Below are 22635 nucleotides of genomic sequence, written 5' to 3'. Positions count from 1 at the left end.
ATTTAATATTTTAACAGAATCAAAGTTATATTAGAGTTTTTCTAATATGTTTTTTTTATCTGTAACTAACCAAAAAACTCGTTAAAGTGTTGTTTTTTTATCAAAAATTGAGTAAAAAATATTTTTTTTAACTGTAAAAAGTAAAATTTTTCTGTCCCTTTTTTTTTGCTTTATTAGCGATAATGAGTTCTTTGTAAAGATTTAAGTAATTAATAATCAAGTATTTGGTTAAAATTTTGAATAAAAATAAAATATCGACTAAAAACTTATTTTATAGATGAAGTACATAAAATGCAAAAAATCACAATTCTATTTTCTTCTAGTTTTGACATTTCTAGAATTGTAAATTCTTGTTAAAATTTTGTTAGAATGTTAACAGGAATAAAAAAAGGAAGAGGATTAAAATTTCTTTTGTAAATTAGAACTTAGAAAGTAGTTTTCTCGTTATGTATTTATTTTTTAAATATTGTCTTTTATGAAAAACTTAATTTTAATACGACACGCCAAATCAAGTTGGGAAGCGCCTCTTAAGGATTTTGACAGACCTTTAATGAAAAGAGGAATTTTAGATGCACATGAAGTGTCTTCAAATATTTCAAAATACCTACCGAAAACTTACATTATATGGAGTAGCACTGCGGCACGGGCTTCAGAAACGGCTCTTATTTTTGCTCAAAATATTTCATATCCCTTAGAAAGCATCATTTTCAAAGATGAATTATACACATTTGATGAACGACAACTCGAAAAAGTTATCAAATCGTGTGATAATAGTTTAGAAAGCGTTATTCTTTTTGGACATAACGAGGCTATTACAAATTTTGTTAATAAATTTGGGGATGTTTTTATAGATAATGTCCCAACTTCAGGTTTTGTTTCCCTGCAATTTGATACGGAAAGCTGGGATACTCTCAATAAAGGCAAGACACATAAAACCATTTTCCCCAAAGATTTAAAATAAAAAAAGTGTACGAACAGAAATATATCGATAGAGAAAAAAGTTGGTTAGCGTTTAATGCAAGAGTGCTTCAAGAAGCTGCAGACAACACGGTTCCACTTTTAGACAGACTGCGTTTTGTTGGAATTTTTTCAAACAATTTAGATGAGTTTTTCAGAGTTCGGTATGCTGCGATTCGAAGATTAAGTCTTTCGGGTATTTCTGGCGAAAAATATTTAGGAGGAATTTCTGCCCATCAATTAATTAAGGATATTACCGAAATCGTAATTCAGCAACAGTCTGAAAGTTTACGTATTCTAGGAAATATTGAAGCCGAACTAGAAGCTGAAAATATCTTTATTATCAATGAAACTCAAATTACCAAAAAACAGGAGTGTTTTCTAAAGGACTTTTTTACACAAAAATTAAGTCCAGAATTGGTAACCATCATTCTTAATGACTTGGCGGTTTTTCCGGTTTTAAAAGATACTTTGGGATATTTGGCTGTTCGCTTAGAATTGGCAACAGATGAAGTTCGTTATGCTTTAATCGAAATTCCAAAAAACATCAATCGTTTTGTTGTCCTTCCTTCTGAAGATGAAAAACAATATGTGATCTTGATCGACGATGTTATTCGTTATAAACTAAAGAACATCTTCAATATTTTTGATTATAAAAGTGTTTCGGCGCATATGATTAAAATCACGCGTGATGCTCAGTTAGATATTGACAGTGACTTAAGTAAAAGTATGCTGGAAAAAATTTCGAGCTCTGTAAAAGACCGCCGAATTGGAGAACCTGTTCGTTTTATTTATGATAATTTAATTGAAGAAGATACGCTACAATTCTTTTTGGAAAAAATGAAAATTGTAGAAACCGATAGTATAATTCCCGGTGGAAGGTATCACAACCGCCGAGATTATATGGATTTTCCAAATTTAGGACGCTACGATTTGTTGTATAAACCAAATGAGCCTTTGCCTGTTCCAGGTTTGAGTTTGGATGGAAGTATTTTAGAAAAAATCAGTAAAAAAGATTATTTGGTGCATGCGCCATATCAATCATTTTCATATTTGACCAAATTTTTACGTGAAGCGGCTTTAGACCCGAAAGTAACGAGCATAAAAATTACTTTATATCGTTTAGCCAAAAATTCACAGATTATCAGTTCATTGATCAATGCTGCTAAAAACGGAAAGAAAGTAGTAGTTCAAATTGAACTTCAAGCACGTTTTGATGAAGCATCGAATATTTCGTATGCAGAACAAATGCAAACGGAAGGAATAGAGCTTATTTTCGGAATTAAAGGCTTGAAAGTTCACAGTAAAATTTGTGTGATTGAAAGAATTGAAGAAGGAAAAACACGTCGTTACGGATTTATTTCAACGGGAAATTTCAATGAATCGACAGCAAAAATTTATACCGATGTTACGCTTTTTACCTGTCACCAAGGAATTTTAAAAGATACATCGAAAATATTTGAATTTTTCGATATTAATTATCGAGTGCACAGATACAAACATTTAATTGTATCGCCACACTACACAAGAACAAAATTCATTAAGTTAATTGACCGTGAAATTTTGCATGCGCTTGCTGGCAGAAAAACACATATCAAATTAAAAATGAATAGTTTGTCTGATTTTAAAATGATCGATAAATTATATGAAGCAAGCAACGCAGGCGTGAAAATCCAGCTTCAAGTTAGAGGGATTTGTTCTTTGATTCCAGGTATTCCCGGAATGAGCGAAAATATTGAAGCAATAAGTATTGTAGATAATTATTTAGAGCATTCAAGAGTTTATATTTTTGGAAATGCTGGTCTAACGGAAGTTTACATTTCGTCTGCCGATTTTATGACTAGAAATCTTGATGGAAGAGTCGAAGTTACCTGCCCGATCTATGATTTAGAAATCAAAAAAGAACTGATTGATAATTTTAATATTGCATGGAAAGGGAATGTTAAAGTGAGATATCATTCCTATAAATTAGATAACAAATACAAGCCTCGAAATCATCATGCCCCATTTAGAGCGCAATTTGAAACCTATAAATATTACCAAAACAAAATTGAGGTGGCCGAAGCAGTTCCTCAAAAAATAAATTAATTAAAACCAATTTTTCAAATCATAAGTGAGCATGATTAATATTAGAAAATTTGCAGCAATAGATATCGGTTCAAATGCCATGAGGCTTCTGATATCGAATGTTGTAGAACAAGAAGGCAAAGAACCGCAGTTTAATAAAAGTTCGCTTGTCCGTGTGCCAATTCGTTTGGGACAAGATGCCTTTACCGTTGGAGAAATATCACAAGAAAATACAGATCGAATGGTTGATGCCATGAAAGCATTCAACCTTTTGATGAAAGTACATAAAGTAGAGCGTTATATGGCGTTTGCTACTTCGGCAATGCGCGAAGCGTATAATGCCAAAGAAGTTGTGGCTTTGATTAAAAAGAAAGCCGACATTAAAATCGAAATTATTGACGGAAAAAAAGAAGCAGCAATTATCGCTTCTACAGATTTGCATCATTTATTAAAAACAGACGAAACTTATCTTTTCGTGGATGTTGGTGGTGGAAGCACCGAGTTTACTCTTTTTTCAGACGGGAAAATGATCAATTCAAGATCATTCAAAGCGGGAACCGTTCGTTTGCTAAATAATATGGTTTGTGACGTAGTTTGGGATGAAATCGAAAAATGGATTAAAACCAATACTGCTGATTATGATGAAGTAACGTTGATTGGGTCTGGAGGAAACATCAATAAATTGTTTAAAATGTCTGGAAAACAGCAGGAAAAACCGCTTTCATACATTTATATCAATTCGCAATATGCCTTCTTGAATTCATTGACTTATGAACAAAGAATTGCCGAATTAGGTTTGAACTCTGACCGCGCCGACGTTATCATCCACGCGACTCGCATCTATCTAAATGCAATGAAATGGAGTGGAGCACGCCAGATTTATGTGCCAAAAATTGGACTTTCTGACGGAATCGTAAAAGCAATGTACTACGGTAAAATTTAATTTTTTTGCCACGAATTACACGAATTAACACGAATTATTTTTAAAGTTTTTAAGAATAAAATTAGTGTTAATTGGTGTAATTCGTGGCAAACTTACACTTATAATAAATGAATAAAACTAGACTTGAAGCCTTTAGTGATGGTGTTTTGGCGATTATTATTACCATTATGATTTTGGAGATAAAAGTTCCAGAAGGTCATGAATTCGCCGATTTAAAACCGCTCATTCCTAAATTTCTAAGTTACATTTTGAGTTTTATTTATGTGGGGATTTATTGGAACAATCACCATTATTTGCTTCATGGTTTGTCTAAAGTAAACGGAAAAGTGCTTTGGAGCAATCTGCATTTATTGTTTTGGCTTTCATTGATTCCGGTTTCAACAGGCTGGATGGGTGAACATAATTTTGAAAAAGCATCAATGGCATTTTATGGAATTATTTTGCTTCTGTGCGCAATTGCTTACGTGATCTTGCAGTATGTAATTATGTGCAACGAGGGTGATGATTCTCCTTTAAGAAAAGCACTTGGTAAAGATTTAAAAGGTAAAGTTTCGGCGGTTTTATATATTATCGGAATTATTTCTTCTTTTTATAACACATGGATTTCTGGTGCGGCCTATTTTATAGTAGCACTGTTGTGGCTTATTCCAGACAAAAGAATTGAACGTGTTTTTGATACAAACGATTAATTTATGAAAACCGTTTTTCAGTCAATTCAGGATTTTTCTTCGGATGAATTAGATCTTTTAGATAGTCTGATTACATTTCGAACGCTTAAAAAAGGCGAACTTTTATTGACTGAAAATCAAGTTTGCAATGAAGTTGTTTTCATCAAAAAAGGTATTTTGAGATCGTTTTTTGTAAATCATAAAGGAGACGAAATAACCAATTGTTTTGCTTTTGAAAATGAATTTATGGCTTCTTTTGCTAGTTTTATTACGCAAGAAAAAGCAGAAGAAAGTATTCAGGCTCTTGCCGAAACCGAATTGCAGATTTTGAACAGAAAGGCTTTAGAAAAATTGTATCAATCAGGTTTTAACTGGCAGGAAACTGGCAGAAAATTAACCGAATTAGAATTTGTCAATTTACATAAAAGAATGGTTTCTTTTCAGAAATTATCTGGTGCTCAGCGGTACGAAGAATTGTATCAGAATCATCAAAAATACATACAGCTAATTCCGCTTCAATATTTAGCTTCTTATTTAGGAATTACACCAAGACATTTAAGCCGAATCAGAAAAGCAGTTTTGAGTATTTGATTTTAAAGATAAAGTTCTCTCGCAGATGTGGCAGATTGAGCAGATTTATTTTGTTTGTATTCTGATTTAAAAATCTGCAAAATAATTCTATGATTTTCAAAATCTACTTAATCTGCCAAATCTGCTAGAGAATAAATAACCGATTTTCAGGACATTTGTCTATTAAAAGAAAATCTGTAAAAAGTATTTTTGAGAAAACATTTGATATGAAAAAAATACTGATAATAAACGGACATCCAAACGCAGCAAGTTTTAATTTCGGAATTGCAGAATCGTATAAAAATGGCGCAATTGATTCTGGCGCTCAGGTAGAAACCATTACAATTGCTGATTTGAAATTTAATCCAAATCTGCAGTTTGGTTACCAAAAACGTACAGAATTAGAACCCGATTTACTTGATTCTTGGGAAAAAATCAAAAGAGCCGATCACTTGGTTTGGGTTCATCCTGTTTGGTGGGGTGGACTTCCTGCAATTACTAAAGGATTTATAGATCGATTGTTTTTGCCTGGAATGGCTTTTCAGTACAGAGAAAATTCGGTTTGGTGGGATAAACTGTTGAAAGGCAAAACAGCTCATATTATCACAACTTTAGATCAGCCAGGTTGGTTCTATCGCTTGTCTTTTGGAAGGCCGAGCGTAAATCAGTTGAAAAAATCAACCTTGCAGTTCTGTGGAATAAAACCGGTAAAAGTAAGCTACATCGGAATTATTAAAGGTTCTGATGATAACAAAAGAAAAAAATGGCTTGAAAAAGTTTATAATTTCGGACTCGCTAATCGATAGTTTTCTTTATCGATTCAAGCAATAGCGAGCTACTGAAGTAATTAATTTTGTGGTTGTAAAAAATTAATCTTTTAAATCCAATCCAAATGTTGTGCGTAAAAGTTCAATATTTGGATTGATTTCCACAAAACGATTGTATCGGTCTTGATTGTTGTAAGTTCGTTTAGTTTGTGCCTCTTCATTCACAATTACTTCAATGGTGATGTCATGATTGTGCAAATGACCTTTTAAATGTCCTAATAAGGCATTCATCTGGCTCTCAAATTCCAACTTTGAACCTTCGTTTGGCAATTCATAAGTGATTCTCGTTCCTTCTAAAACTGGATCATTAATCAACAAAATAGATTCCATAATCTTCAAGCCTTTTTGACCTAAACGCTCCGCATATTTGTTCCAATGCAAACGCATATCGGTTTCGTTAAACTCTTCCGTAGGCAATACAGAAGTTGGCTTAACGTATGATTTGCTGCTTTGTTCCATTTCCTTTTTCTTGCGGATGCTGGCAAGAGAAAAAGCAGAAACTTTTGGAGGACCGCTCAGGTCAGCTCGTGGTGTTTCTGGAGTTTGAACTTTTTGAGGTTCAGGAGAAACTTGAGTTGTATTTGGAGTATTTACAGGTACAGCATTGCCATTGTCATTTTGATTGACATTGACTTTTTCATCCGTTTTTAAAGTTTCAGTTGGACTTTGGACTGTGGACTTTGGGCTTTGGACTTCAACTATAGAAAAACTTCCGTTTTTATAATAAGTTGGCGGAATTATGAATTGCTCAACTTTTTTTTTTCTCCATCAAAGTTGATAGAGGCCAATTGCATCAAGCATAATTCAACTAAAAGTCGCTGATTTTGACTCAATTTGTATTTTAAATCGCAGTCGTTTGCAATGTCAATTCCTTTTAATAAAAATTCCTGCGAACATTTTTGCGATTGAACGCCATACATTTGTTGGGCTTGTTCTCCAACTTCAAGCAATGCAATCGTAGAAGGTGTTTTGCTGACCAATAAATCTCTAAAGTGAGAAGCTAAACCTGCAATAAAATGATGTCCGTCAAAACCTTTTGCAAGAATGTCGTTATATGCAATTAATAGTTCTGGGATTTTATTTTCCAGAATCAAATCAGTTACGGTAATATAGGTTTCGTAATCTAAGACGTTTAGATTTTCAGTTACGGCTTGACGCGTCAAGTTTGTTCCGCAGTATGAAACTACACGGTCAAAAATTGATAAGGCGTCACGCATCGCACCATCGGCTTTTTGAGCAATAATGTGCAGTGCATCATCTTCAAAAACGATTCCTTGGCTTTCAGCAACATCTGCCAAGTGTTCTTTAGCATCTTTTACTGTAATTCTTTTGAAATCAAAAATTTGGCAACGCGATAAAATCGTTGGAAGAATTTTGTGTTTTTCTGTTGTTGCTAAAATAAAAATAGCGTGTTTTGGCGGTTCTTCTAATGTTTTCAAAAAAGCATTAAAAGCGGCCGAAGACAACATGTGGACCTCGTCAATGATATATACTTTGTATTGTCCGGTTTGCGGCGGAATACGAACTTGATCAATCAAGTTACGAATATCATCAACCGAGTTGTTTGAAGCAGCATCTAGCTCAAAAACGTTAAATGCAAAATCTTCAGTAGGATCATCATATCCAGGCTGATTTATCTTTCGAGCCAAGATACGAGCGCAAGTGGTTTTTCCAACGCCACGAGGCCCTGTGAATAAAAGGGCAGAAGCCAAGTGATTGGTTTCAATAGCATTCAACAATGTGTTGGTAATGGCTTTTTGCCCCACAACATCCTTAAAGGTCTGCGGGCGATATTTACGTGCCGATACTACAAATTGTTCCATATTCTTTTTTATTCGATAGCAAATATAGAGTATAATTTAGTGATTTAAAAATTTAAAAATTGAAAGATTTTTAAATGGCTGAATTGGAGAAATCAAGAGCTAGTTTTCATGTGATTTTCTTTTGCTATAATTTTGAGAATAAAATTTTTGTAATAAAAAATGTGTTATTTTTAGCAGAATTATTTTTCTTTTTAATTGATATAAGCAATAATCTGTTTTGAATTATGGACAAGTTTGGGTATTATAATAATCTTAAAAATTTGTATGAGATTTTAGATGAAATGAATGTAGGAAAATTTCTTCGTGAGGAATCTTTGGGAAACGAATCTTTAGTTAGTTATAAAGATATGTTAGAACAATTTAATCGCACTTTGAAATTTATTAATGAAAATCTAAATTCTTTCAGTTATGAAACTTTGAAAGAAATAGATAGTTTTTATACAGAACTATGGGGATTTTATTCAGAAGTAAGACAAATGGATAATGTTAAGTTTATTAATGATAAGCAAAGAATCATTGAAAGATTTCTTTTTTTTTCTGATAAGTTTAATTCTTTTTACGAAAAGATAAGCGGAATTTTAAATGTGAAAGTAAACAGTAAAAATCTAGATGATTATATAGAAACTGTAAATTCGGTTCGTAGTGATATTGAAAAGCAGAGTGAAGAAATTACTTCTAAAAGTGAGGATTTAAAAAATAAATTAATTGAAATTGATAACATAAAAAATAGTGTTCAATCTCAATTGAATGAATTTAGGGAGCGATATACACCAGATAATGTTAATCTCGAATTAATAAATCAGCAAAAACTCTACGGAGAAGAATCACAATCAAATAGAAAAGAATCGATAATCTGGATTATTGCAATCTTTATTTCAACTGGAACATTAGTAGCTCTAATTTTCTATTTCATAAATAGTTTTGATGATCATTTAAACGAAATTTGTGTTTGTACTTTTAAAAATTTCAATTTAATATGTCCTTCTTGTGGGCAAGAAGTTTTATGGTTTTATTTAATTAAACATACTTTGTTAAGAGCTTTGTTGCTTTCAATTAATATTTATGTTTTGAAATTTTGTATAAAAAATTATAACGCTTGTAAACATAATCAAACTATAAATAAGCAACGCCAAAATTCATATGGAGCAGCTCTTCATTTTTATAATACGATTGTTTCTGATAAAAAAGATGAGATTTTAATTATGGCAGCAAATAGTATTTTTACTCATCAAAAAACTGGTTATATAGAAAAAGGTAGTGAGCCCAATAATCCTGTTTTAGATCGAGTTGTTGAGAAAGTGCAAGAAATAACAAAAGCTCCAAAAAGTGGGAATTAATTTCTTTTATTTTTCGGATTAAAAGCTCTCTTTTTTAAACATTGAATTATTAAAATAAGTGAAACATATTTTGGTTGTAAATAATAAACTCTTTTAATATGAAAAAATATTTAGTACTCTTTTCAATCATATTTTGTTCTTTTAAAATCCATTCCCAAACGAAACAAGATACATTAGATATTAAGCGAGTTGCTTTAGCTTATATTGAAGCACAACACAATCCGAATCCTAAATTGATGGAAAGTGCTTTACATCCGAGAATGGTAAAAAGATCTGTTTTTAGAAATAAGACTGCGCAGAAAGATTATATCTCAGAATTCTTTGCTGAAAACATGGTTATTCTGGCTGAAACTTATAATGTAAAAGGAGATAAATTCCCGAAAAACCCGAGGAAGGAAGTCAAATTGTTAGATGTTTCTGCTAAAACGGCATCAGTAAAATTGCTCGCCGATGCATGGATTGATTATATGCATATTGTAAAGGAAAATGGCGAATGGAAAATTATAAATGTGCTTTGGCAATATAATGATGTGACACAGCATGAATAGATAGTTTTTATCTTTTATAAAAAAAGGAAAAAGAGAAAATTAATAAAAAATGAAATGAAAAATCCAATCATAACCGTAGATGAAACGCAAGGCCACAAACTGAATATTGCCGGTGGAAATTATCGCATTGTGATTTCGGGAAAAGAAACTAATGGCGAATATGCAGTAATCGAAATGACTGTTCCGCCCGGCGCTGGGCCAAATCCGCATGCACATGCTGATTTTGCGGAGACTTTTTTTGTCTTGGAAGGCGAGGTTACATTTAAATCGGAATTAGGGATTTATGTGGCGAAGAAAAATTCTTTTGTGAATATCCCGAAAGGCGGAATTGTTCATGGATTTAAAAATCTAAGTAACGAGCCTGCCAAATTATTGTGTACTGTAACTCCAGCTGGTCTTGATGATTTGTTTGAAGAAATTGCAGCTTATATGGAAAGCAACTCTGACTCAGAAATCGAAAAGAAAGAAAAAATAAACTCCATTTTTATAAAATACGGACAGGAAATGTTTCCGCCAGATTATTTGGATTAATCTTTCGGTTTAACTTCAAATGCCGGTTTTCAGCGTAAATGTTCTTTTTAAGCTTTTATTTTGTTTAAAAAAATACTGGAAAACATATAAATTCATTCCCTATATCTTATAATCTTTTTGTTTGTAATCTGTTTAATTTTAGGTGGTTAATTATTAAAAAAGACTATTATGAAATTTAATTCAGTTTTACTTGGGATAAGTCTTTGTGTGGCTTTGGCATCATGCAAACCAAGCGATGGAGATATTGAAAAAGCAATCGCAGAAAAACTTAATGATACTCCAAATATACATGTTGCTGTTCATGAGGGCGTAGCCACGATTACAGGAACCTGCGATGACGAAATTTTCAAAAAAAATATTGAAAAAAGTGTAAAAGCAACTAAAGGAGTAAAATCAGTTATCAATACGTGTGAGATTGCAAGCGCTAATGAAGAACCAGCAGCGGTGACTGTTATCATTAATTCAGATACCGATTTGGATAAATCGGTAAGCAAAGTAGTTGATGCTTATGACGGCGTGAGCGCAACGGTTGTTGGAGGCGTTGTTACACTATCGGGAGAAATTGAAAAAAACAAATTACAGCCTTTAATGCAAAGCATTCAAGAATTAAAGCCAAAAAAGGTAGATAACAAATTGATCATTAAATAAGCTAAAAAGAATTGCAAAATTTAGTACGTTGAAATCAATTAATACGTTCAGTGCTGATATAAAAAACAAAATATTAATAAATAGGTTTTTGCACATTGATTTTTTTGTAGGATTTTACGTAATATTTTTGTTTGATTTACGTTTTGAAATTATATTAATAAAAAAAAAATATACTTATGAAAACTAAATCTATTTTATTAGCAATGTGTGTTGCACTATCAGTGATAGCTTGTAAACCGAATGATGAGAATATTAAAAAAGAAATTACTGCAAAAATGGGTAATATGCCCGGAATGCAGGTTTCTGTTGTAAAAGGTGTAGCAACAATCTCTGGAGTTTGCAAAGATGAAGCATGTAAAGAAAGTTGTGACAGTATTGCCAAAAGTGTGAAAGGTGTAAAGTCGGTAGTGAATAACTGTGAAATTGTTGCTCCTATAACTGATCAAGAAGCTGCTGAAGTAAAAGTTAATCCTGATTCGGTTTTAAATACAGCTGTTGGTGAAGTTGTAAAAACATACAGTGGTGTGAGTGCCTCAGTTTCTGATGGAGTGGTGACTTTGACAGGAAATATTAAAAAAAGCCAATTGCCAACTTTGAACATGCCCCAAAAAGTTAGACACTATTCGGGGCATTTTTTATGGAAAGAAAAGCAAAGTATGACTATGCATTTAGATTAGAATGTGTAGAATTGGTTTTAAAGAAAAAATATTCAGCTGGATATGTTTCAAAATTGAAGCAGACTGCAAGATGGAATATTCGTAAGTGGGTCAGTTTTTATAAGACATATGGTGAAATTGGTTTATTGCCACGAATCAACCAAAGCTATTCAGCCGAATTTAAGCTGAAAGTACTCAAACGCATAGAAAAGGAATCTCTTTCCCTGATGCAGGCTGGCATAAGATTCAATATTCCCAATGTTTCCATGATTTTAAAATGGAAAAAAGATTTTGCTAACTTTGGACTGACAGGATTAAAAGCAAAACAAAGAGGCAGACCCATATCGATGAGTGATAATAAAGGCAAAAACCGCAAATCAGACAGGCCCTTGACAAGAGAGCAAGAACTGCTAAAAGAGAACGAAAGACTTCGTTGTGAGAATGAATTGCTAAAAAAGCTTCAAGCCTTAATTCAAGCCAGGAAAAATCCAAAGCCATAAACGAATTAAGGCATAAATTTGGTTTGGAATTACTTCTCAACCTAGCAAATATGGCACGCAGCAGTTTTTATTATCATCAAAAACAAAGCAAGTCACCTGATAAATACAAAGAAGCCAAAGAGCTGATTAAAGTCATTTATCAAAAGCATAAAGGGCGTTATGGCTATAGAAGGATAACCGATGAACTGCAAAACAGGGGATTGATTATCAATCATAAAACAGTTCTCAGGTTAATGAATCTATTGGGGCTGAAGAGTATTATTAGAGTAAAAAAGTATAAATCTTATAGAGGTGAAAATGGCAAAATAGCCCCAAATATACTAGAGAGAAATTTTAAAGCACAGGCCCCAAATCAAAAATGGGCAACTGATATAACAGAGTTCAATGTAGCTGGAAACAAGTTGTATTTGTCACCGATAATCGACTTGTTTAACGGGGAAATAATCAGCTATGAACTCACAGAGAGGCCAGTGTTCAATCAAGTAGTTATGATGCTGAAAAAAGCCTTTAGGAAAATACCAAACAATACAAATTTGATACTTCATTCTGACCAAGGCTGGCAATACCAAATGAAACATTACCAACATCTATTAGAACAAAAAGGAATCAAACAAAGCATGTCAAGAAAAGGAAACTGCTTGGATAATGCAATTATTGAAAACTTCTTTGGAATATTAAAATCCGAAATGTTTTATACCCAAAAATTCAAATCAATAGAACAATTAAAAAAAGAAATCAATAGATATATAATCTATTATAATAACCAAAGAATTAAATCAAATTTAAACAAAATGAGCCCGATAAAATATCGAGCTCATCATTATCAAACTTAATTATAAATTTGTCTAAAATTTTGGGTGCAGTCTACTTTGATTAAAAGTGTTCAAGAATTAAAACCTAAAAAAGTTAATAACAAATTAATTATAAAATAAAGTTGTTATGAGTTTACAAGATAAATATAAAGAATTGACAAATCTGGCTTCTCAGTTAGGGGTAGCTAATTTGCAGGTAAGGGAGCAGGATAATGTTTTGTATATTGATGGAGAAGCAAAATCTGCGTCAGACAAAGAAAAACTTTGGAATGCTTACGGAGAAATAGATCCTGATTACAGATCTGCAGATGTAGTAATGAATATTGAAGTTGCTGTAGGAACGACAATAGATTATACCGTAAAAAGTGGAGATTCTCTTTCTAAAATTGGAAAAGAATTCGGAGTTTCTTGGCAAACTATTTTTGAAGCCAATAAAGATGTTATCTCGAATCCAGATTTAATTCAGCCTGGCTGGAAATTAAAAATACCAACGGTTTAAAATTTTAAAAAAAAATCTTATAAAAAATTCCAAATTCCAATTTTATAGCTTTGGAATTTGGAATTTTTATTTTAAAGTTTCAGGATTGGATTTTTAAATTTACCTTCCCCTAATACTTAAATCAAATAAAAACTTTGCGGTTTCCTGATCTGAATCGGCTGAAAAGCCAGCAACATAAACTCCTTTTTTTCCAGAAGTTGACTTAATTCCGTAAACAACTGCCTCATCGCCCGGGTCTGATTCCCCCTCGTATCGATACACATGAACAATTTCAAATTTCTCAGGATTTTTTTTAATCACATCAGCATTTCGATTAAAGTCGCACGTAAATCCTTTCTCATTCAATTGATCTAAAGCCTTTGAAACAGTTGCGTAATGATACATTCTTTTCATGATAACTGAATTTAAAAAATTATGGAATTTTAAAGATAACTATTTTAAAATTAAAAAGTTATGATAAAAATCATAAAATGAAAAATTTAAAATTTTTATTCTTCATTCATAAATCGCTACTTTTGCAGCGCAGACCGCCTTATCGTCGTCCGCCACGGCGGAGGGAGGAAAGTCCGGACACCATAGAGAAGCATAGCGGGTAACACCCGTCGGTCTTAGAAATAGGGCAAGGACAAGTGCAACAGAAAGTATGTACAGGTAATGCTGTAGTGAAACCAGGTAAACTCTATGCGGTGAAATACCAAGTATATCAGCATTTAAGGGCTTCTCGTCCGTTGTTGAAGGGTAGGTAGCTTGAGTTTCGAAGTAATTCGGAATCTAGATAAATGATAAGGTATTGCCTCGTTGCAAAACGAGACAAGAACAGAATCCGGCTTATAGGTCTGCTTTTTTTATATATTTGTGAAACTATCTAACTGAATTTCATGAATGTTTCTGCTCCCAATCCCACGCCTAAAATCAAAAAAAGTCTTTTTCAAACGGTAATCACAAACTTAACTTTCTGGGTTTTGATTGCTATTATTGCTGGAATTTTACTCGGACATTTTTCGCCTGAAAATGGCATCAAAATGGAAAAAATAGGAAAAGGTTTTATTGATCTCATTAAACTTTTTATTGGACCGATTATTTTCCTGACGATTGTTTTGGGAATTTCTGGAATGGGAAATCTAAAGAAAGTTGGCCGAATTGGAATTAAAGCCTTAGGATATTTTGAAGTTGTTTCTACGGTTGCTTTGGCAATTGGTGTTGCAGTGGCTTATTTATTTCAACCAGGAAAAATTGATAAATCTGGCCTTGCAATTGGAGATGCGAGTCAATATACAAATAGTTCGGCTGAACATTTTTCATGGTTGCAGTTTTTCTTTTCGAATTTTACTTTGCAGGTTTTGGTTGCGGCAATTGTCTGTGGTATTGCTTTGAATTTTTATCAAAAGAGAGAACAAACGATTTTAGTTTTAGAACGATTTTCAAAAGTTGTTTTTACAGGTTTGAAATATGTGATGTATTTGGCTCCAATTGGCGCTTTTGGTGGAATGGCATTTACGATTGGGAAATTTGGACTAGCCACTTTGATTCCGTTAGGAAAATTGATGCTTTGTGTTTATTTGACAATGGCTTTGTTTGTATTTCTGGTTTTAGGAAGCATTCTCAAATATTACAAAATCAGCATTCTTTCTATTTTAAAATATATAAAAGAAGAACTTTTGCTGGTTCTGGGAACTTCATCTTCAGAGGCTGCTTTGCCAAGTATTATGGTAAAATTGGAAAAAATGGGTTGCAGTAAATCGGTTGTGGGATTGGTGATTCCTACAGGTTATTCTTTTAACCTTGACGGAACTTCGATTTATCTCTCGATGTCGGTTATATTTTTGGCGCAATTGTATGATGTGCATTTGAGTTTCTTTGAAATTCTATCCGTAATCGGAATTTTGATGATCACGTCCAAAGGCGCGGCAGGCGTGACAGGAAGCGGTTTTATTGTTTTGGCTTCGACATTGACTGCACTTCATAAAATTCCAGTTGAAGGTTTAGCCTTTTTATTGGGCGTTGACAAATTTATGAGCGAAGCTAGAGCGATTACCAACCTGATTGGAAACACGGTTGCCACAATCATAATTTCAAAAACAGAAAGAGATTTTACTGAATTGAATTTGAGTGCTATCCAAGAAGAATAAAATGCCACAAAGGCACAAAGACACTAATTTTTTATTACATAAAGCATTAAAAAACTTTGCGCCTTAGCGTCTTCGTGGCAAAATCAAATTAAGATTCGTCTTTAGTAGTTCTAACCAAACTGATTCCTGATGTAAAAAAAACGATTCCTAAAATTCCGTAAATAATTAACGATTTAATATCTCTGGTTCCTCCACTTGTATCTGCAAAAATCATTGCTGTATAAATAAGTCCTATTATTCCAAGGACTGTTAATAATCCTCCGAAAAATCTTTTTAGGTTCATGATGATTAGTTTTAAAGTTATATAACAAATTTATTCTTGTAATTGCTAAATGTTGTTATACAATTACTTATGGAAATTATATGATTTAAAGGGTTTGTTTTGTAAGAAAAAGTTTTGTTCGCGTGTCTTTCGTATTGATTAAATACTATTTTTACGCGAACTAATCGATAAACCATTATATGAAGAAAATTTACTTTTTGATGTTGCTTTTTGCAGGATCTTATGTTCATGCGCAAGATGAAGCTGCGGTTTCAGTTGTAAAAAATCAATTTAAAATCAACGTACTATTTCCGGGCTTTGTTTATGAACACGGTTTTTCAGAAAAAAACACTTTGTATTCTGAAGCAACTGTAGGTTTGGGTACTAGTCATAGTGATTATTACGACGAATCAGATACTTATGTCGCTATCGGAATTACAGAGCAGTTTCGCCATTATTATAACTTGCAAAAAAGAGCCAATAAAGGCAAAAGAACGGAACGCAACTCTGGAAATTATTTAGCTTTCAATGCTACTTATTATTCTAAACCGATTGCAGGGGATAAAGCATATTTTAATTATGTTCCTTCAACTGTAATTGCAGTGCTTTGGGGATTACAGCGAACTTATAAAGGCAAATTCAATTTGGAATTCAGTGTTGGTCCCGGAATTCAATTTGATAAGTATGAAACTCAATTTTTTCCTGCTGGAAACTTTACTTTAGGCTGGGTAATTGGAAAATAGTTCTCATTTTAAAATAGAAAAACCGTGATTCATCAAGGTTTTTCTATTTTAAATTCTAATCCAATATTTCGGACACTTTCAATCTTGATTTTTGGATCTGAATTGAAATATTTTCTCAATCTGCTGATAAAAACATCCATACTTCTTCCTGAGAAATAATCGTCTTTCTTCCAAACCGACATCAAAATTTGATCTCGCTTTAACAATTGATTGTGGTTGAGGTATAAATATTCAATAAGTGCAGCTTCTTTTTCTGTAAGTTGTTGCACATGATTTTTGTTATTGAGCGTTAAGCGTTCGTTATCAAAAATATACGAACCAATTTCAATACTATTATTTCCTTCGAGACTTCTTTTTTGCTCGATTCTTTTTAAGATATTCTGTAAGCGCAAAACGAGTTCATCGACTTCAAAAGGTTTGACAATGTAGTCGTCAGCACCAAGTTTTAAGCCTATGATTTTGTCTTCTTTTAATTTTCTTGCCGTTAAAAAAATAAAGGGAATTTCGGGATTGATGGTAATTATTTTTTCTGCCAATGAAAATCCGTCCAATTTGGGCATCATGACATCAAAAACACAAATATCGAAAGTTTGTTTTTTAAAATAATCCAAAGCCATTTCGCCGTTTTCTGCCCAAATAACTTCAAATTGATGTAATTCTAAATATTGCTTCAAAATCGCCGCAAAATCAAAATCGTCTTCGGCTAAAAGTAATCTTTTCAAAATAAGGGAATTAAACTTTTAATAAAATAGTAAACTGAGTTCCTTTTCCTAAATCGCTAATAACGTTTACAGAACCTTGGTGCGCTTTTACAATTTGATCGACATAATACAATCCTAAACCTAAACCTTTTGTATTGTGTAAATTTCCTTGCTCTACGCGATAAAATTTTTCAAATAGAAAGGCTTGTTTGTTCTTGGCGATGCCAATTCCGTCATCTTCAAAACTTATAGAAAATTGTTTTTCGACTATTCTTGTTTTGACCGTAATGGTATTTGACCCATATTTTACAGCATTTTCTAAAACGTTCAAAAACGCTGTAGTCAAATGAAATTTATCTAAAGTCAAAATGGTTTTTTGCGTTTGGAAATCGATTTTTAAATTGATTTTTGGAAATGCAATTTTAAAATCGTTTACAATGGAAAGCAGAAAATCCTCTGTTTCAATTTTTTCCTTTTGAAGTTCGATTTCATTTTCTGCCAAGGAATTTGCCATAACCTGATCGATCAAACTTTGAAGACGATTATTCTGGCGTGAAATCGTGCTCAAAATCGAGTTGAAATTTTCATCGTTTTCACGAATGTTTTTCTGCTCTAAAATCTTAGTCGAAATACCTAAAGTTGCTAATGGTGTTTTGAGTTCGTGCGTAATATTATTGATGAAATCGGTTTTTACATCGCTTACTTTTTTCTGTTTTATCAAGGCTTTAATTGCAATGACAAACAACGTAATCAGTGTCAGAATTGAAAATAAAGACAGAACTAAAATAAAAGTCATTCGCCTTAAAATAATCATTTCCCAATCGATTACCGAAACGTACATTGAATCTTCGGTCAGCAATTGATATTCCTGATTTTCAAATGTTCCGTTTGTTGTTCCGACATAATTCCGAACCAAGAAAGCATGATTTAATGAAGACAGATTTCCGTATAATTTATTTTCAATAAATGGTTTTTCAGAGAAAATAGTATCAGCTTTTTGCGTGTTTTTGTATACGATGAATTTATTGAGGACAATGGCAAAATCAATTTTGAAATTCGGAAGATCTCGTTCGAATTTTCTCTGAATTTGACTGGTTAAAGCACTTTGATATTGTTTTTCTAAAACCGCATTTTTCACCTCTAAACGGCTGTTTTTTCCTTTGATGTAATTTTCAGATAATTGTTTGTAAAGCGCTTCTTTTTTAGCAACCAAAACCGAATCGATGTCGCTGTAATTGTTGGTAATTTGAGCGATTTCATTTTTTATCTGCGTATGAAACTCGGCTACTTTATAGTCATAAGCCGTTTTTACCAAATAGCATTGCACAGTCGTCAAAACAATTAAAGCTATGACTGAAAAAGCGATTAATAAATTGATTTTTTGTTTCATATTGCCCGCGGATTTTACGGATTAAACGGATGTACACAGATTGTTTTTAAACTAAATTTTAAAAAATAAACGGCGAAAATCCGTTTAATCCGTAAAATCTGTGACCTATTTTTCAACCCAAAAATAATGCTTTTATGAAACAAAAAAGGCATTAACGCCGCATTAACCTTCGATTAACTTTCAGAACTGGTTTTTCAAAGCACTTTTGTTGCATTGTTAAACCATTTTAAATATTATTTACATGCCGTTGAAACTAATTCTCGCTCTTTTGCTTTTTCTTTTTTCGTTTTTTGTTAAAGCTCAAAATGAAACACAAAAAGATTCTATTTCTCAAAAGTTGAGTGAAGTTGTTGTAAATCAAGACAAAAAGACTTTTACGAATTCAAACGGAAATATTAAAGTTGATGTTGCGAATTCAATTTACAACACGATTCCAAATCCGGTTGATTTGCTTTCAAAATTGCCGACCGTTCAAGTCAGTGCCGATCGTGAAACTATTTCGATTGTAGGCAAAGGAAATCCTTTAATTTATATCGATAATCAAAAAGTTGGAATGAATGAATTGAATGCTTTGGCTGTCGCCGATATTAAAACAATCGAAATCATTCAGAATCCATCTTCAAAATATGAAGCCGAAGGTCGCACTATAATTTTGATTACTCGAAAATTTAGCAAAAAAGACAGTTTTCGAACTGAAATTTCAGAAGTTGCATCTTTTAAAAAACATTTTAATAATTACCTCGGATTCAATTCGAGTTTCAAAAAAGGCAAATTGGAATGGAAAGCTAATTTTAATTTTAATCGGCGAAATCCTTGGGAAAATCATAATACTGCTTATGAAATTCCGCAAGCTTCAATTGTTTCAAATTATGATGTGACGGCAAATTCGCATGTGAAAGAATATGTTTTTGGCGATGGTTTGCTTTATAAAATAAATGACGAAGATTATTTTTCGGTGAATGTAAACGGCAAACTGAGAGATGATAATTTCGGCATCAATACTTTTACTTTTAATAAAAAACAGAATGTCGAAAACAACGTTTTGACGTGGAGTGATAATTCGAGCGACAAGAATTTTGTGAACGCATTTATGAATTATTCAAAAAAGATAAAATTTATCGATACACAACTTTTTGCTGGTTTTCAATATTCCAATTTCAATCAGCATTTATGGAGTTTGGTGCAGAATAACTTTAATGAAACCGAATTTGAATTCTCGCAAAACAGAGATCAGAAATTTAATGTCGATGTTTTTTCGGGAAGAATTGATTTAGAAAAAAAGTTTAAAAATGAAATGAATTTAGAATATGGAGGTTTGTATTTAAAAGCAAAATCGTATTCGGATTCAGACATTTTTGATTTTGAGAAAAATAAAAATGAGACTTTAAATTATGATTTTAAAGAAGAAAATTTGGCAGCATATATTCAGTTTTCTGGAAAACTGAAAAAGATTGATTTTTCTGTTGGATTACGAGCTGAAAACACAAATGTTTATGCAAAATACAAGGCAGATTTGTCGCCTTCAATTGATAGAAATTATACCAATTTGTTTCCTAAAGCACAATTTTCATTTGCGATCGATAGCACAAAAAGCGTCAATTTAAATTATGCGAAAAATATAGTGAGGCCAAAATATTCCTCATTAAGCCAAATTGCAACGTATATAAATCCATATTTTTTATATGGAAGCAGTATTAAATTAGGACCAGCATTTACAGACGAAATTACGGGTACTTTTCAATATTTGGACAAATCGGTTAAAATGAGTTTTTACCAAACTAAAAACACTGTAAATTCTACTTTTTTATTTAATGAAGAAACCAATATATTGACGATCACGGATGTTAATTTTAAACGAGAAACTGGTTTTACAATTGATTTTACGCTTCCGTTTACGTACAAATTCTGGACAACAACAAATTCCTTAATTTTTATAAAAAGCAAAGTTGAAGACAACTCGGCACAAATGCATTCATCAAAACCGTATTTGTATTATTACTCAAATAATTCCTTTAAGTTGCCAAAGAACTTTAATTATGTTTTTTCTTTTTGGGGAACAACGGCGCAAAATGACGGCGTTTTTGAAAGAAAAGCCAATTTTGTTTTAGATATGTCGTTGGCCAAAACATTTGGCAAAAATTGGAATTGCGCTTTAAATTTCAACGATGTTTTTAAGCAAACAATTTACACTGAAAGTTTTGCTATTAATAATATAAGTTCAAAATCGAGATATTTGGTTGATGCACATGAGATTTCGATTGCTGTTCGTTATTCTTTCGGAAAAATAAAAGATTCGAAATACAAAGAAAAAACGGTTGATGAAAATGAAAACAGAATTAGATAGAAATTCCAAAATTAAAATCCCAAATTCCAAACTTTAAATTGGAATTTGGGATTTCTAAAATTTTAAATATTGAAATAGACTATCCTTCGTCTTCCTCAGTTATTTTTATTGGAGAATCTCCAGGAAGCTCTTCATCATCATCAGTTGAATTTAATTCGAAGAAACTGAAGTATGAACCTCCGTAGCTTTTTTGAAAAGAAAAATTACTCAAATGATCCAGTTTTGTATATTTTGAATGTTCAATTATCATCATTCCATCTTCATGAAGCAAATCTCTTTCAAAAACCGTCATTACAATTTTTTCAAAAGTTGCTTGATCTAAACCATAAGGAGGATCGGCAAAAACAATATCGTATGACGTTTTGCAGTTTTCCAAAAATTTGAAAACATCGCTTTTTGTAGCCGCAATATCAAAATCATATTCTGATGAAACCTGTTTGATGAATTTTACGCATCCAAAATCACCGTCAACAGAAGTTATGGGCGCACTGCCGCGCGACGCAAATTCATAACTGATGTTTCCGGTTCCTGAAAATAGATCCAAAACCTTTAAGCTGTCAAAACTAAAATGATTGTTCAAGACATTAAATAATGCCTCTTTGCTCATATCAGTTGTGGGTCTTACAGGAAGGTTTTTTGGGGGAGAAATTCGACGTCCTTTGTGTTTTCCTGAAATGATTCTCATGATTGGAATAAAATATAATGTTTTTGATTTTCTGTTAAAGAGAAGCTGTTTTTTTGCTGTAAAGTGCTTACATCCATAAAGGATATATTACGAATGTATTTATACGCAATGGCATAAAACGGATCGTTTTTGTCTATCGTGCCCAATAATTCGAGCGGAAAAATTTCCGGATTTAAGTTCGATTGTTCGGCAGTAAATAGTAGGTAATATATGAAATCTTCAGGGGTTTGGTATTCAAATGAATTGAAAAACAGAAGCTTTTGGTTTTGAACCACAATTACTTCAAAATGGCCAGGATTAAAGTTGACCACCATTTTCTTTTCGTCGTTGTTTCTTGAATTGTCTAAAATTTTTTCGACCAAAATACTATTTGCATGTTTGTAGTCAAAAGAACCAACATTATCAATCAAAAAGTTGTTGATATTCACATACGGAATGTAAACCGAATTCATGTGATAATTTGAAATTTCGTCAAATGTAAAAAAGTCGGTTTCAAAAACTTTTGTTGTGTATTGTAGATAACTTCCTAGATAATCTTCATCAAATAAAGCCGTTGGGACAAAAGTCGAAAGGTTGTTGTTGTGAATCACCATTACTTCATCATAAGTGTCCTTCAATTCCAAATTATTTTTGAAAGCTTCAGTAAAAAGATCTTCAATTTTTGTGCTTTTGTTTGAAGTATCAAACTTGATTTCTTTAAACGATGTAATGACATTATTTAAAGTATCGAAACAGCAATAGGAAAACCCAGTCAGAGAAACCTGAATAGAAAGTTTTTTATAATTTTTAGAAGTAATGTTAGTGTTTTGTAATGACATATCTGATTTACAATTCGTTACCTGTTTTTGAATCAAGAAAGAATTTAGGCGACCACAAACTTACAAATTAAAAAGCAACAATTATAATTGCAATTTCAAAAAACAATTTTAAAGAAAAGTTAGGTAGACGTTATGGTAGTATTATTTTTTTTAAATGAACTTATATCACTTATATGG

Annotated in this window: 25 protein-coding genes and 1 other RNA gene; 18 read left to right on the top strand and 8 right to left on the bottom strand. The window is 32.3% G+C overall.

The features are described from left to right. The first annotated feature begins 475 nt into the window (after positions 1-475). The 6 genes from SCB73_RS20430 to SCB73_RS20405 all read left to right on the top strand — a co-directional run bounded on the left by SCB73_RS20430 (position 476) and on the right by SCB73_RS20405 (position 6011). The gene (locus SCB73_RS20430) at positions 476-961 is read left to right on the top strand and encodes a SixA phosphatase family protein (protein WP_320568019.1); all 486 of its coding nucleotides are present in this window, start codon (positions 476-478) and stop codon (positions 959-961) included. Between the two features lie 5 nt (positions 962-966). Further along, positions 967-3045: a polyphosphate kinase 1 gene (gene ppk1, locus SCB73_RS20425; RefSeq protein ID WP_320568018.1), complete on the top strand. Its 2079-nt coding sequence runs from the start codon at positions 967-969 to the stop codon at positions 3043-3045. A 31-nt stretch (positions 3046-3076) separates the two neighbouring features. After that, positions 3077-3967, top strand: coding sequence for a Ppx/GppA phosphatase family protein (locus SCB73_RS20420; RefSeq protein WP_035650761.1), 891 nt, complete (start codon positions 3077-3079; stop codon positions 3965-3967). A 107-nt stretch (positions 3968-4074) separates the two neighbouring features. Then, positions 4075-4656 carry a TMEM175 family protein gene (locus tag SCB73_RS20415; RefSeq protein ID WP_320568017.1) on the top strand — a complete coding sequence of 194 codons (582 nt, stop codon included), beginning with the start codon at positions 4075-4077 and terminating at the stop codon, positions 4654-4656. A gap of 3 nt (positions 4657-4659) precedes the next feature. Further along, positions 4660-5226, top strand: a complete 567-nt coding sequence (locus SCB73_RS20410) for a Crp/Fnr family transcriptional regulator (protein WP_320568016.1) — start codon at positions 4660-4662, stop codon at positions 5224-5226. Positions 5227-5432: 206 nt separating this feature from the next. Continuing rightward, complete coding sequence (locus SCB73_RS20405) at positions 5433-6011, top strand: NAD(P)H-dependent oxidoreductase (RefSeq protein ID WP_320568015.1); 579 nt, start codon at positions 5433-5435, stop codon at positions 6009-6011. A gap of 63 nt (positions 6012-6074) precedes the next feature. Here SCB73_RS20405 and SCB73_RS20400 read toward each other — a convergent pair whose 3' ends face one another. Both SCB73_RS20400 and dnaX read right to left on the bottom strand, forming a co-directional pair. After that, the gene (locus SCB73_RS20400; protein WP_320568014.1) at positions 6075-6491 is read right to left on the bottom strand and encodes a DNA polymerase III subunit gamma/tau; all 417 of its coding nucleotides are present in this window, start codon (positions 6489-6491) and stop codon (positions 6075-6077) included. A gap of 278 nt (positions 6492-6769) precedes the next feature. After that, entirely contained in the window at positions 6770-7855 is a 1086-nt protein-coding gene (dnaX, locus tag SCB73_RS20395; protein WP_026730096.1) for a DNA polymerase III subunit gamma/tau, read from the bottom strand. A gap of 260 nt (positions 7856-8115) precedes the next feature. Here dnaX and SCB73_RS20390 point away from each other — a divergent pair, with 260 nt between their 5' ends. The 8 genes from SCB73_RS20390 to SCB73_RS20355 all read left to right on the top strand — a co-directional run bounded on the left by SCB73_RS20390 (position 8116) and on the right by SCB73_RS20355 (position 13386). Then, positions 8116-9192 carry a hypothetical protein gene (locus tag SCB73_RS20390; protein ID WP_320568013.1) on the top strand — a complete coding sequence of 359 codons (1077 nt, stop codon included), beginning with the start codon at positions 8116-8118 and terminating at the stop codon, positions 9190-9192. Between the two features lie 98 nt (positions 9193-9290). Then, positions 9291-9740: a nuclear transport factor 2 family protein gene (locus tag SCB73_RS20385; protein WP_320568012.1), complete on the top strand. Its 450-nt coding sequence runs from the start codon at positions 9291-9293 to the stop codon at positions 9738-9740. A 54-nt stretch (positions 9741-9794) separates the two neighbouring features. Next, entirely contained in the window at positions 9795-10271 is a 477-nt protein-coding gene (locus SCB73_RS20380; protein ID WP_320568011.1) for a cupin domain-containing protein, read from the top strand. A gap of 168 nt (positions 10272-10439) precedes the next feature. Further along, entirely contained in the window at positions 10440-10919 is a 480-nt protein-coding gene (locus SCB73_RS20375; RefSeq protein ID WP_320568010.1) for a BON domain-containing protein, read from the top strand. Positions 10920-11095: 176 nt separating this feature from the next. Further along, positions 11096-11596, top strand: coding sequence for a BON domain-containing protein (locus SCB73_RS20370; protein WP_320568009.1), 501 nt, complete (start codon positions 11096-11098; stop codon positions 11594-11596). Beyond that, complete coding sequence (locus tag SCB73_RS20365) at positions 11557-12075, top strand: helix-turn-helix domain-containing protein (RefSeq protein ID WP_320568008.1); 519 nt, start codon at positions 11557-11559, stop codon at positions 12073-12075. The genes SCB73_RS20370 and SCB73_RS20365 overlap by 40 nt, the downstream gene beginning before the upstream one ends. Then, the gene (locus tag SCB73_RS20360; RefSeq protein ID WP_320570063.1) at positions 12021-12908 is read left to right on the top strand and encodes an IS3 family transposase; all 888 of its coding nucleotides are present in this window, start codon (positions 12021-12023) and stop codon (positions 12906-12908) included. The genes SCB73_RS20365 and SCB73_RS20360 overlap by 55 nt, the downstream gene beginning before the upstream one ends. 106 nt (positions 12909-13014) lie before the next feature. Further along, positions 13015-13386, top strand: a complete 372-nt coding sequence (locus tag SCB73_RS20355) for a LysM peptidoglycan-binding domain-containing protein (RefSeq protein WP_320568007.1) — start codon at positions 13015-13017, stop codon at positions 13384-13386. Between the two features lie 99 nt (positions 13387-13485). Here the strand turns inward: SCB73_RS20355 and SCB73_RS20350 are convergent, their stop codons facing one another. Next, the gene (locus tag SCB73_RS20350; RefSeq protein ID WP_132989012.1) at positions 13486-13779 is read right to left on the bottom strand and encodes an SH3 domain-containing protein; all 294 of its coding nucleotides are present in this window, start codon (positions 13777-13779) and stop codon (positions 13486-13488) included. 126 nt (positions 13780-13905) lie between these two features. Here SCB73_RS20350 and rnpB point away from each other — a divergent pair. Together rnpB and SCB73_RS20340 are read left to right on the top strand one after the other, a co-directional pair. Then, positions 13906-14233, top strand: an RNA gene (gene rnpB / locus SCB73_RS20345) — RNase P RNA component class A. Positions 14234-14264: 31 nt separating this feature from the next. Beyond that, positions 14265-15515, top strand: coding sequence for a cation:dicarboxylate symporter family transporter (locus SCB73_RS20340; RefSeq protein WP_320568006.1), 1251 nt, complete (start codon positions 14265-14267; stop codon positions 15513-15515). 88 nt (positions 15516-15603) lie between these two features. Here SCB73_RS20340 and SCB73_RS20335 read toward each other — a convergent pair whose 3' ends face one another. Then, entirely contained in the window at positions 15604-15798 is a 195-nt protein-coding gene (locus tag SCB73_RS20335; RefSeq protein ID WP_320568005.1) for a hypothetical protein, read from the bottom strand. A gap of 179 nt (positions 15799-15977) precedes the next feature. Here SCB73_RS20335 and SCB73_RS20330 point away from each other — a divergent pair, with 179 nt between their 5' ends. Continuing rightward, a complete protein-coding gene (locus SCB73_RS20330; protein WP_320568004.1) occupies positions 15978-16520 on the top strand; it encodes a hypothetical protein in 543 nt (180 codons plus the stop codon). Between the two features lie 32 nt (positions 16521-16552). On the opposite strand, the gene SCB73_RS20325 is transcribed toward SCB73_RS20330, so the two are convergent. Continuing rightward, on the bottom strand, positions 16553-17242 hold the full coding sequence (locus tag SCB73_RS20325) for a response regulator transcription factor (protein ID WP_320568003.1): 690 nt from the start codon (positions 17240-17242) through the stop codon (positions 16553-16555). Positions 17243-17252: 10 nt separating this feature from the next. Beyond that, entirely contained in the window at positions 17253-18611 is a 1359-nt protein-coding gene (locus SCB73_RS20320) for a sensor histidine kinase (RefSeq protein WP_320568002.1), read from the bottom strand. A 241-nt stretch (positions 18612-18852) separates the two neighbouring features. Between SCB73_RS20320 and SCB73_RS20315 the strand changes: the two genes are divergently transcribed. Further along, positions 18853-20955: an outer membrane beta-barrel family protein gene (locus SCB73_RS20315; RefSeq protein ID WP_320568001.1), complete on the top strand. Its 2103-nt coding sequence runs from the start codon at positions 18853-18855 to the stop codon at positions 20953-20955. A gap of 79 nt (positions 20956-21034) precedes the next feature. On the opposite strand, the gene SCB73_RS20310 is transcribed toward SCB73_RS20315, so the two are convergent. Beyond that, entirely contained in the window at positions 21035-21640 is a 606-nt protein-coding gene (locus SCB73_RS20310) for an RsmD family RNA methyltransferase (RefSeq protein ID WP_132989005.1), read from the bottom strand. Beyond that, positions 21637-22458, bottom strand: a complete 822-nt coding sequence (locus SCB73_RS20305) for a DUF3822 family protein (protein ID WP_320568000.1) — start codon at positions 22456-22458, stop codon at positions 21637-21639. The genes SCB73_RS20310 and SCB73_RS20305 overlap by 4 nt, the downstream gene beginning before the upstream one ends. Positions 22459-22635: the final 177 nt, after the last annotated feature.

This window comes from Flavobacterium sp. KACC 22761 (assembly GCF_034058155.1).
Taxonomy (GTDB): domain Bacteria; phylum Bacteroidota; class Bacteroidia; order Flavobacteriales; family Flavobacteriaceae; genus Flavobacterium.
The sequence above is the reverse complement of the archived record's forward strand: the minus strand, read 5'-3'. Positions and strand labels throughout refer to the sequence as shown.

Excerpts from the sequence above, each read along its gene's own strand:
- SCB73_RS20430 (WP_320568019.1), top strand. The coding sequence starts at position 476 with ATGAAAAACTTAATTTTAATACGACACGCCAAATCAAGTTGGGAAGCG.
- SCB73_RS20420 (WP_035650761.1), top strand. The coding sequence starts at position 3,077 with ATGATTAATATTAGAAAATTTGCAGCAATAGATATCGGTTCAAATGCC.
- SCB73_RS20415 (WP_320568017.1), top strand. The coding sequence starts at position 4,075 with ATGAATAAAACTAGACTTGAAGCCTTTAGTGATGGTGTTTTGGCGATT.
- SCB73_RS20410 (WP_320568016.1), top strand. The coding sequence starts at position 4,660 with ATGAAAACCGTTTTTCAGTCAATTCAGGATTTTTCTTCGGATGAATTA.
- SCB73_RS20405 (WP_320568015.1), top strand. The coding sequence starts at position 5,433 with ATGAAAAAAATACTGATAATAAACGGACATCCAAACGCAGCAAGTTTT.
- SCB73_RS20400 (WP_320568014.1), bottom strand. The coding sequence starts at position 6,491 with ATGGAACAAAGCAGCAAATCATACGTTAAGCCAACTTCTGTATTGCCT.
- dnaX (WP_026730096.1), bottom strand. The coding sequence starts at position 7,855 with ATGGAACAATTTGTAGTATCGGCACGTAAATATCGCCCGCAGACCTTT.
- SCB73_RS20385 (WP_320568012.1), top strand. The coding sequence starts at position 9,291 with ATGAAAAAATATTTAGTACTCTTTTCAATCATATTTTGTTCTTTTAAA.
- SCB73_RS20380 (WP_320568011.1), top strand. The coding sequence starts at position 9,795 with ATGAAAAATCCAATCATAACCGTAGATGAAACGCAAGGCCACAAACTG.
- SCB73_RS20375 (WP_320568010.1), top strand. The coding sequence starts at position 10,440 with ATGAAATTTAATTCAGTTTTACTTGGGATAAGTCTTTGTGTGGCTTTG.
- SCB73_RS20370 (WP_320568009.1), top strand. The coding sequence starts at position 11,096 with ATGAAAACTAAATCTATTTTATTAGCAATGTGTGTTGCACTATCAGTG.
- SCB73_RS20365 (WP_320568008.1), top strand. The coding sequence starts at position 11,557 with ATGGAAAGAAAAGCAAAGTATGACTATGCATTTAGATTAGAATGTGTA.
- SCB73_RS20355 (WP_320568007.1), top strand. The coding sequence starts at position 13,015 with ATGAGTTTACAAGATAAATATAAAGAATTGACAAATCTGGCTTCTCAG.
- SCB73_RS20350 (WP_132989012.1), bottom strand. The coding sequence starts at position 13,779 with ATGAAAAGAATGTATCATTACGCAACTGTTTCAAAGGCTTTAGATCAA.
- SCB73_RS20340 (WP_320568006.1), top strand. The coding sequence starts at position 14,265 with ATGAATGTTTCTGCTCCCAATCCCACGCCTAAAATCAAAAAAAGTCTT.
- SCB73_RS20335 (WP_320568005.1), bottom strand. The coding sequence starts at position 15,798 with ATGAACCTAAAAAGATTTTTCGGAGGATTATTAACAGTCCTTGGAATA.
- SCB73_RS20330 (WP_320568004.1), top strand. The coding sequence starts at position 15,978 with ATGAAGAAAATTTACTTTTTGATGTTGCTTTTTGCAGGATCTTATGTT.
- SCB73_RS20320 (WP_320568002.1), bottom strand. The coding sequence starts at position 18,611 with ATGAAACAAAAAATCAATTTATTAATCGCTTTTTCAGTCATAGCTTTA.
- SCB73_RS20315 (WP_320568001.1), top strand. The coding sequence starts at position 18,853 with ATGCCGTTGAAACTAATTCTCGCTCTTTTGCTTTTTCTTTTTTCGTTT.
- SCB73_RS20310 (WP_132989005.1), bottom strand. The coding sequence starts at position 21,640 with ATGAGAATCATTTCAGGAAAACACAAAGGACGTCGAATTTCTCCCCCA.
- SCB73_RS20305 (WP_320568000.1), bottom strand. The coding sequence starts at position 22,458 with ATGTCATTACAAAACACTAACATTACTTCTAAAAATTATAAAAAACTT.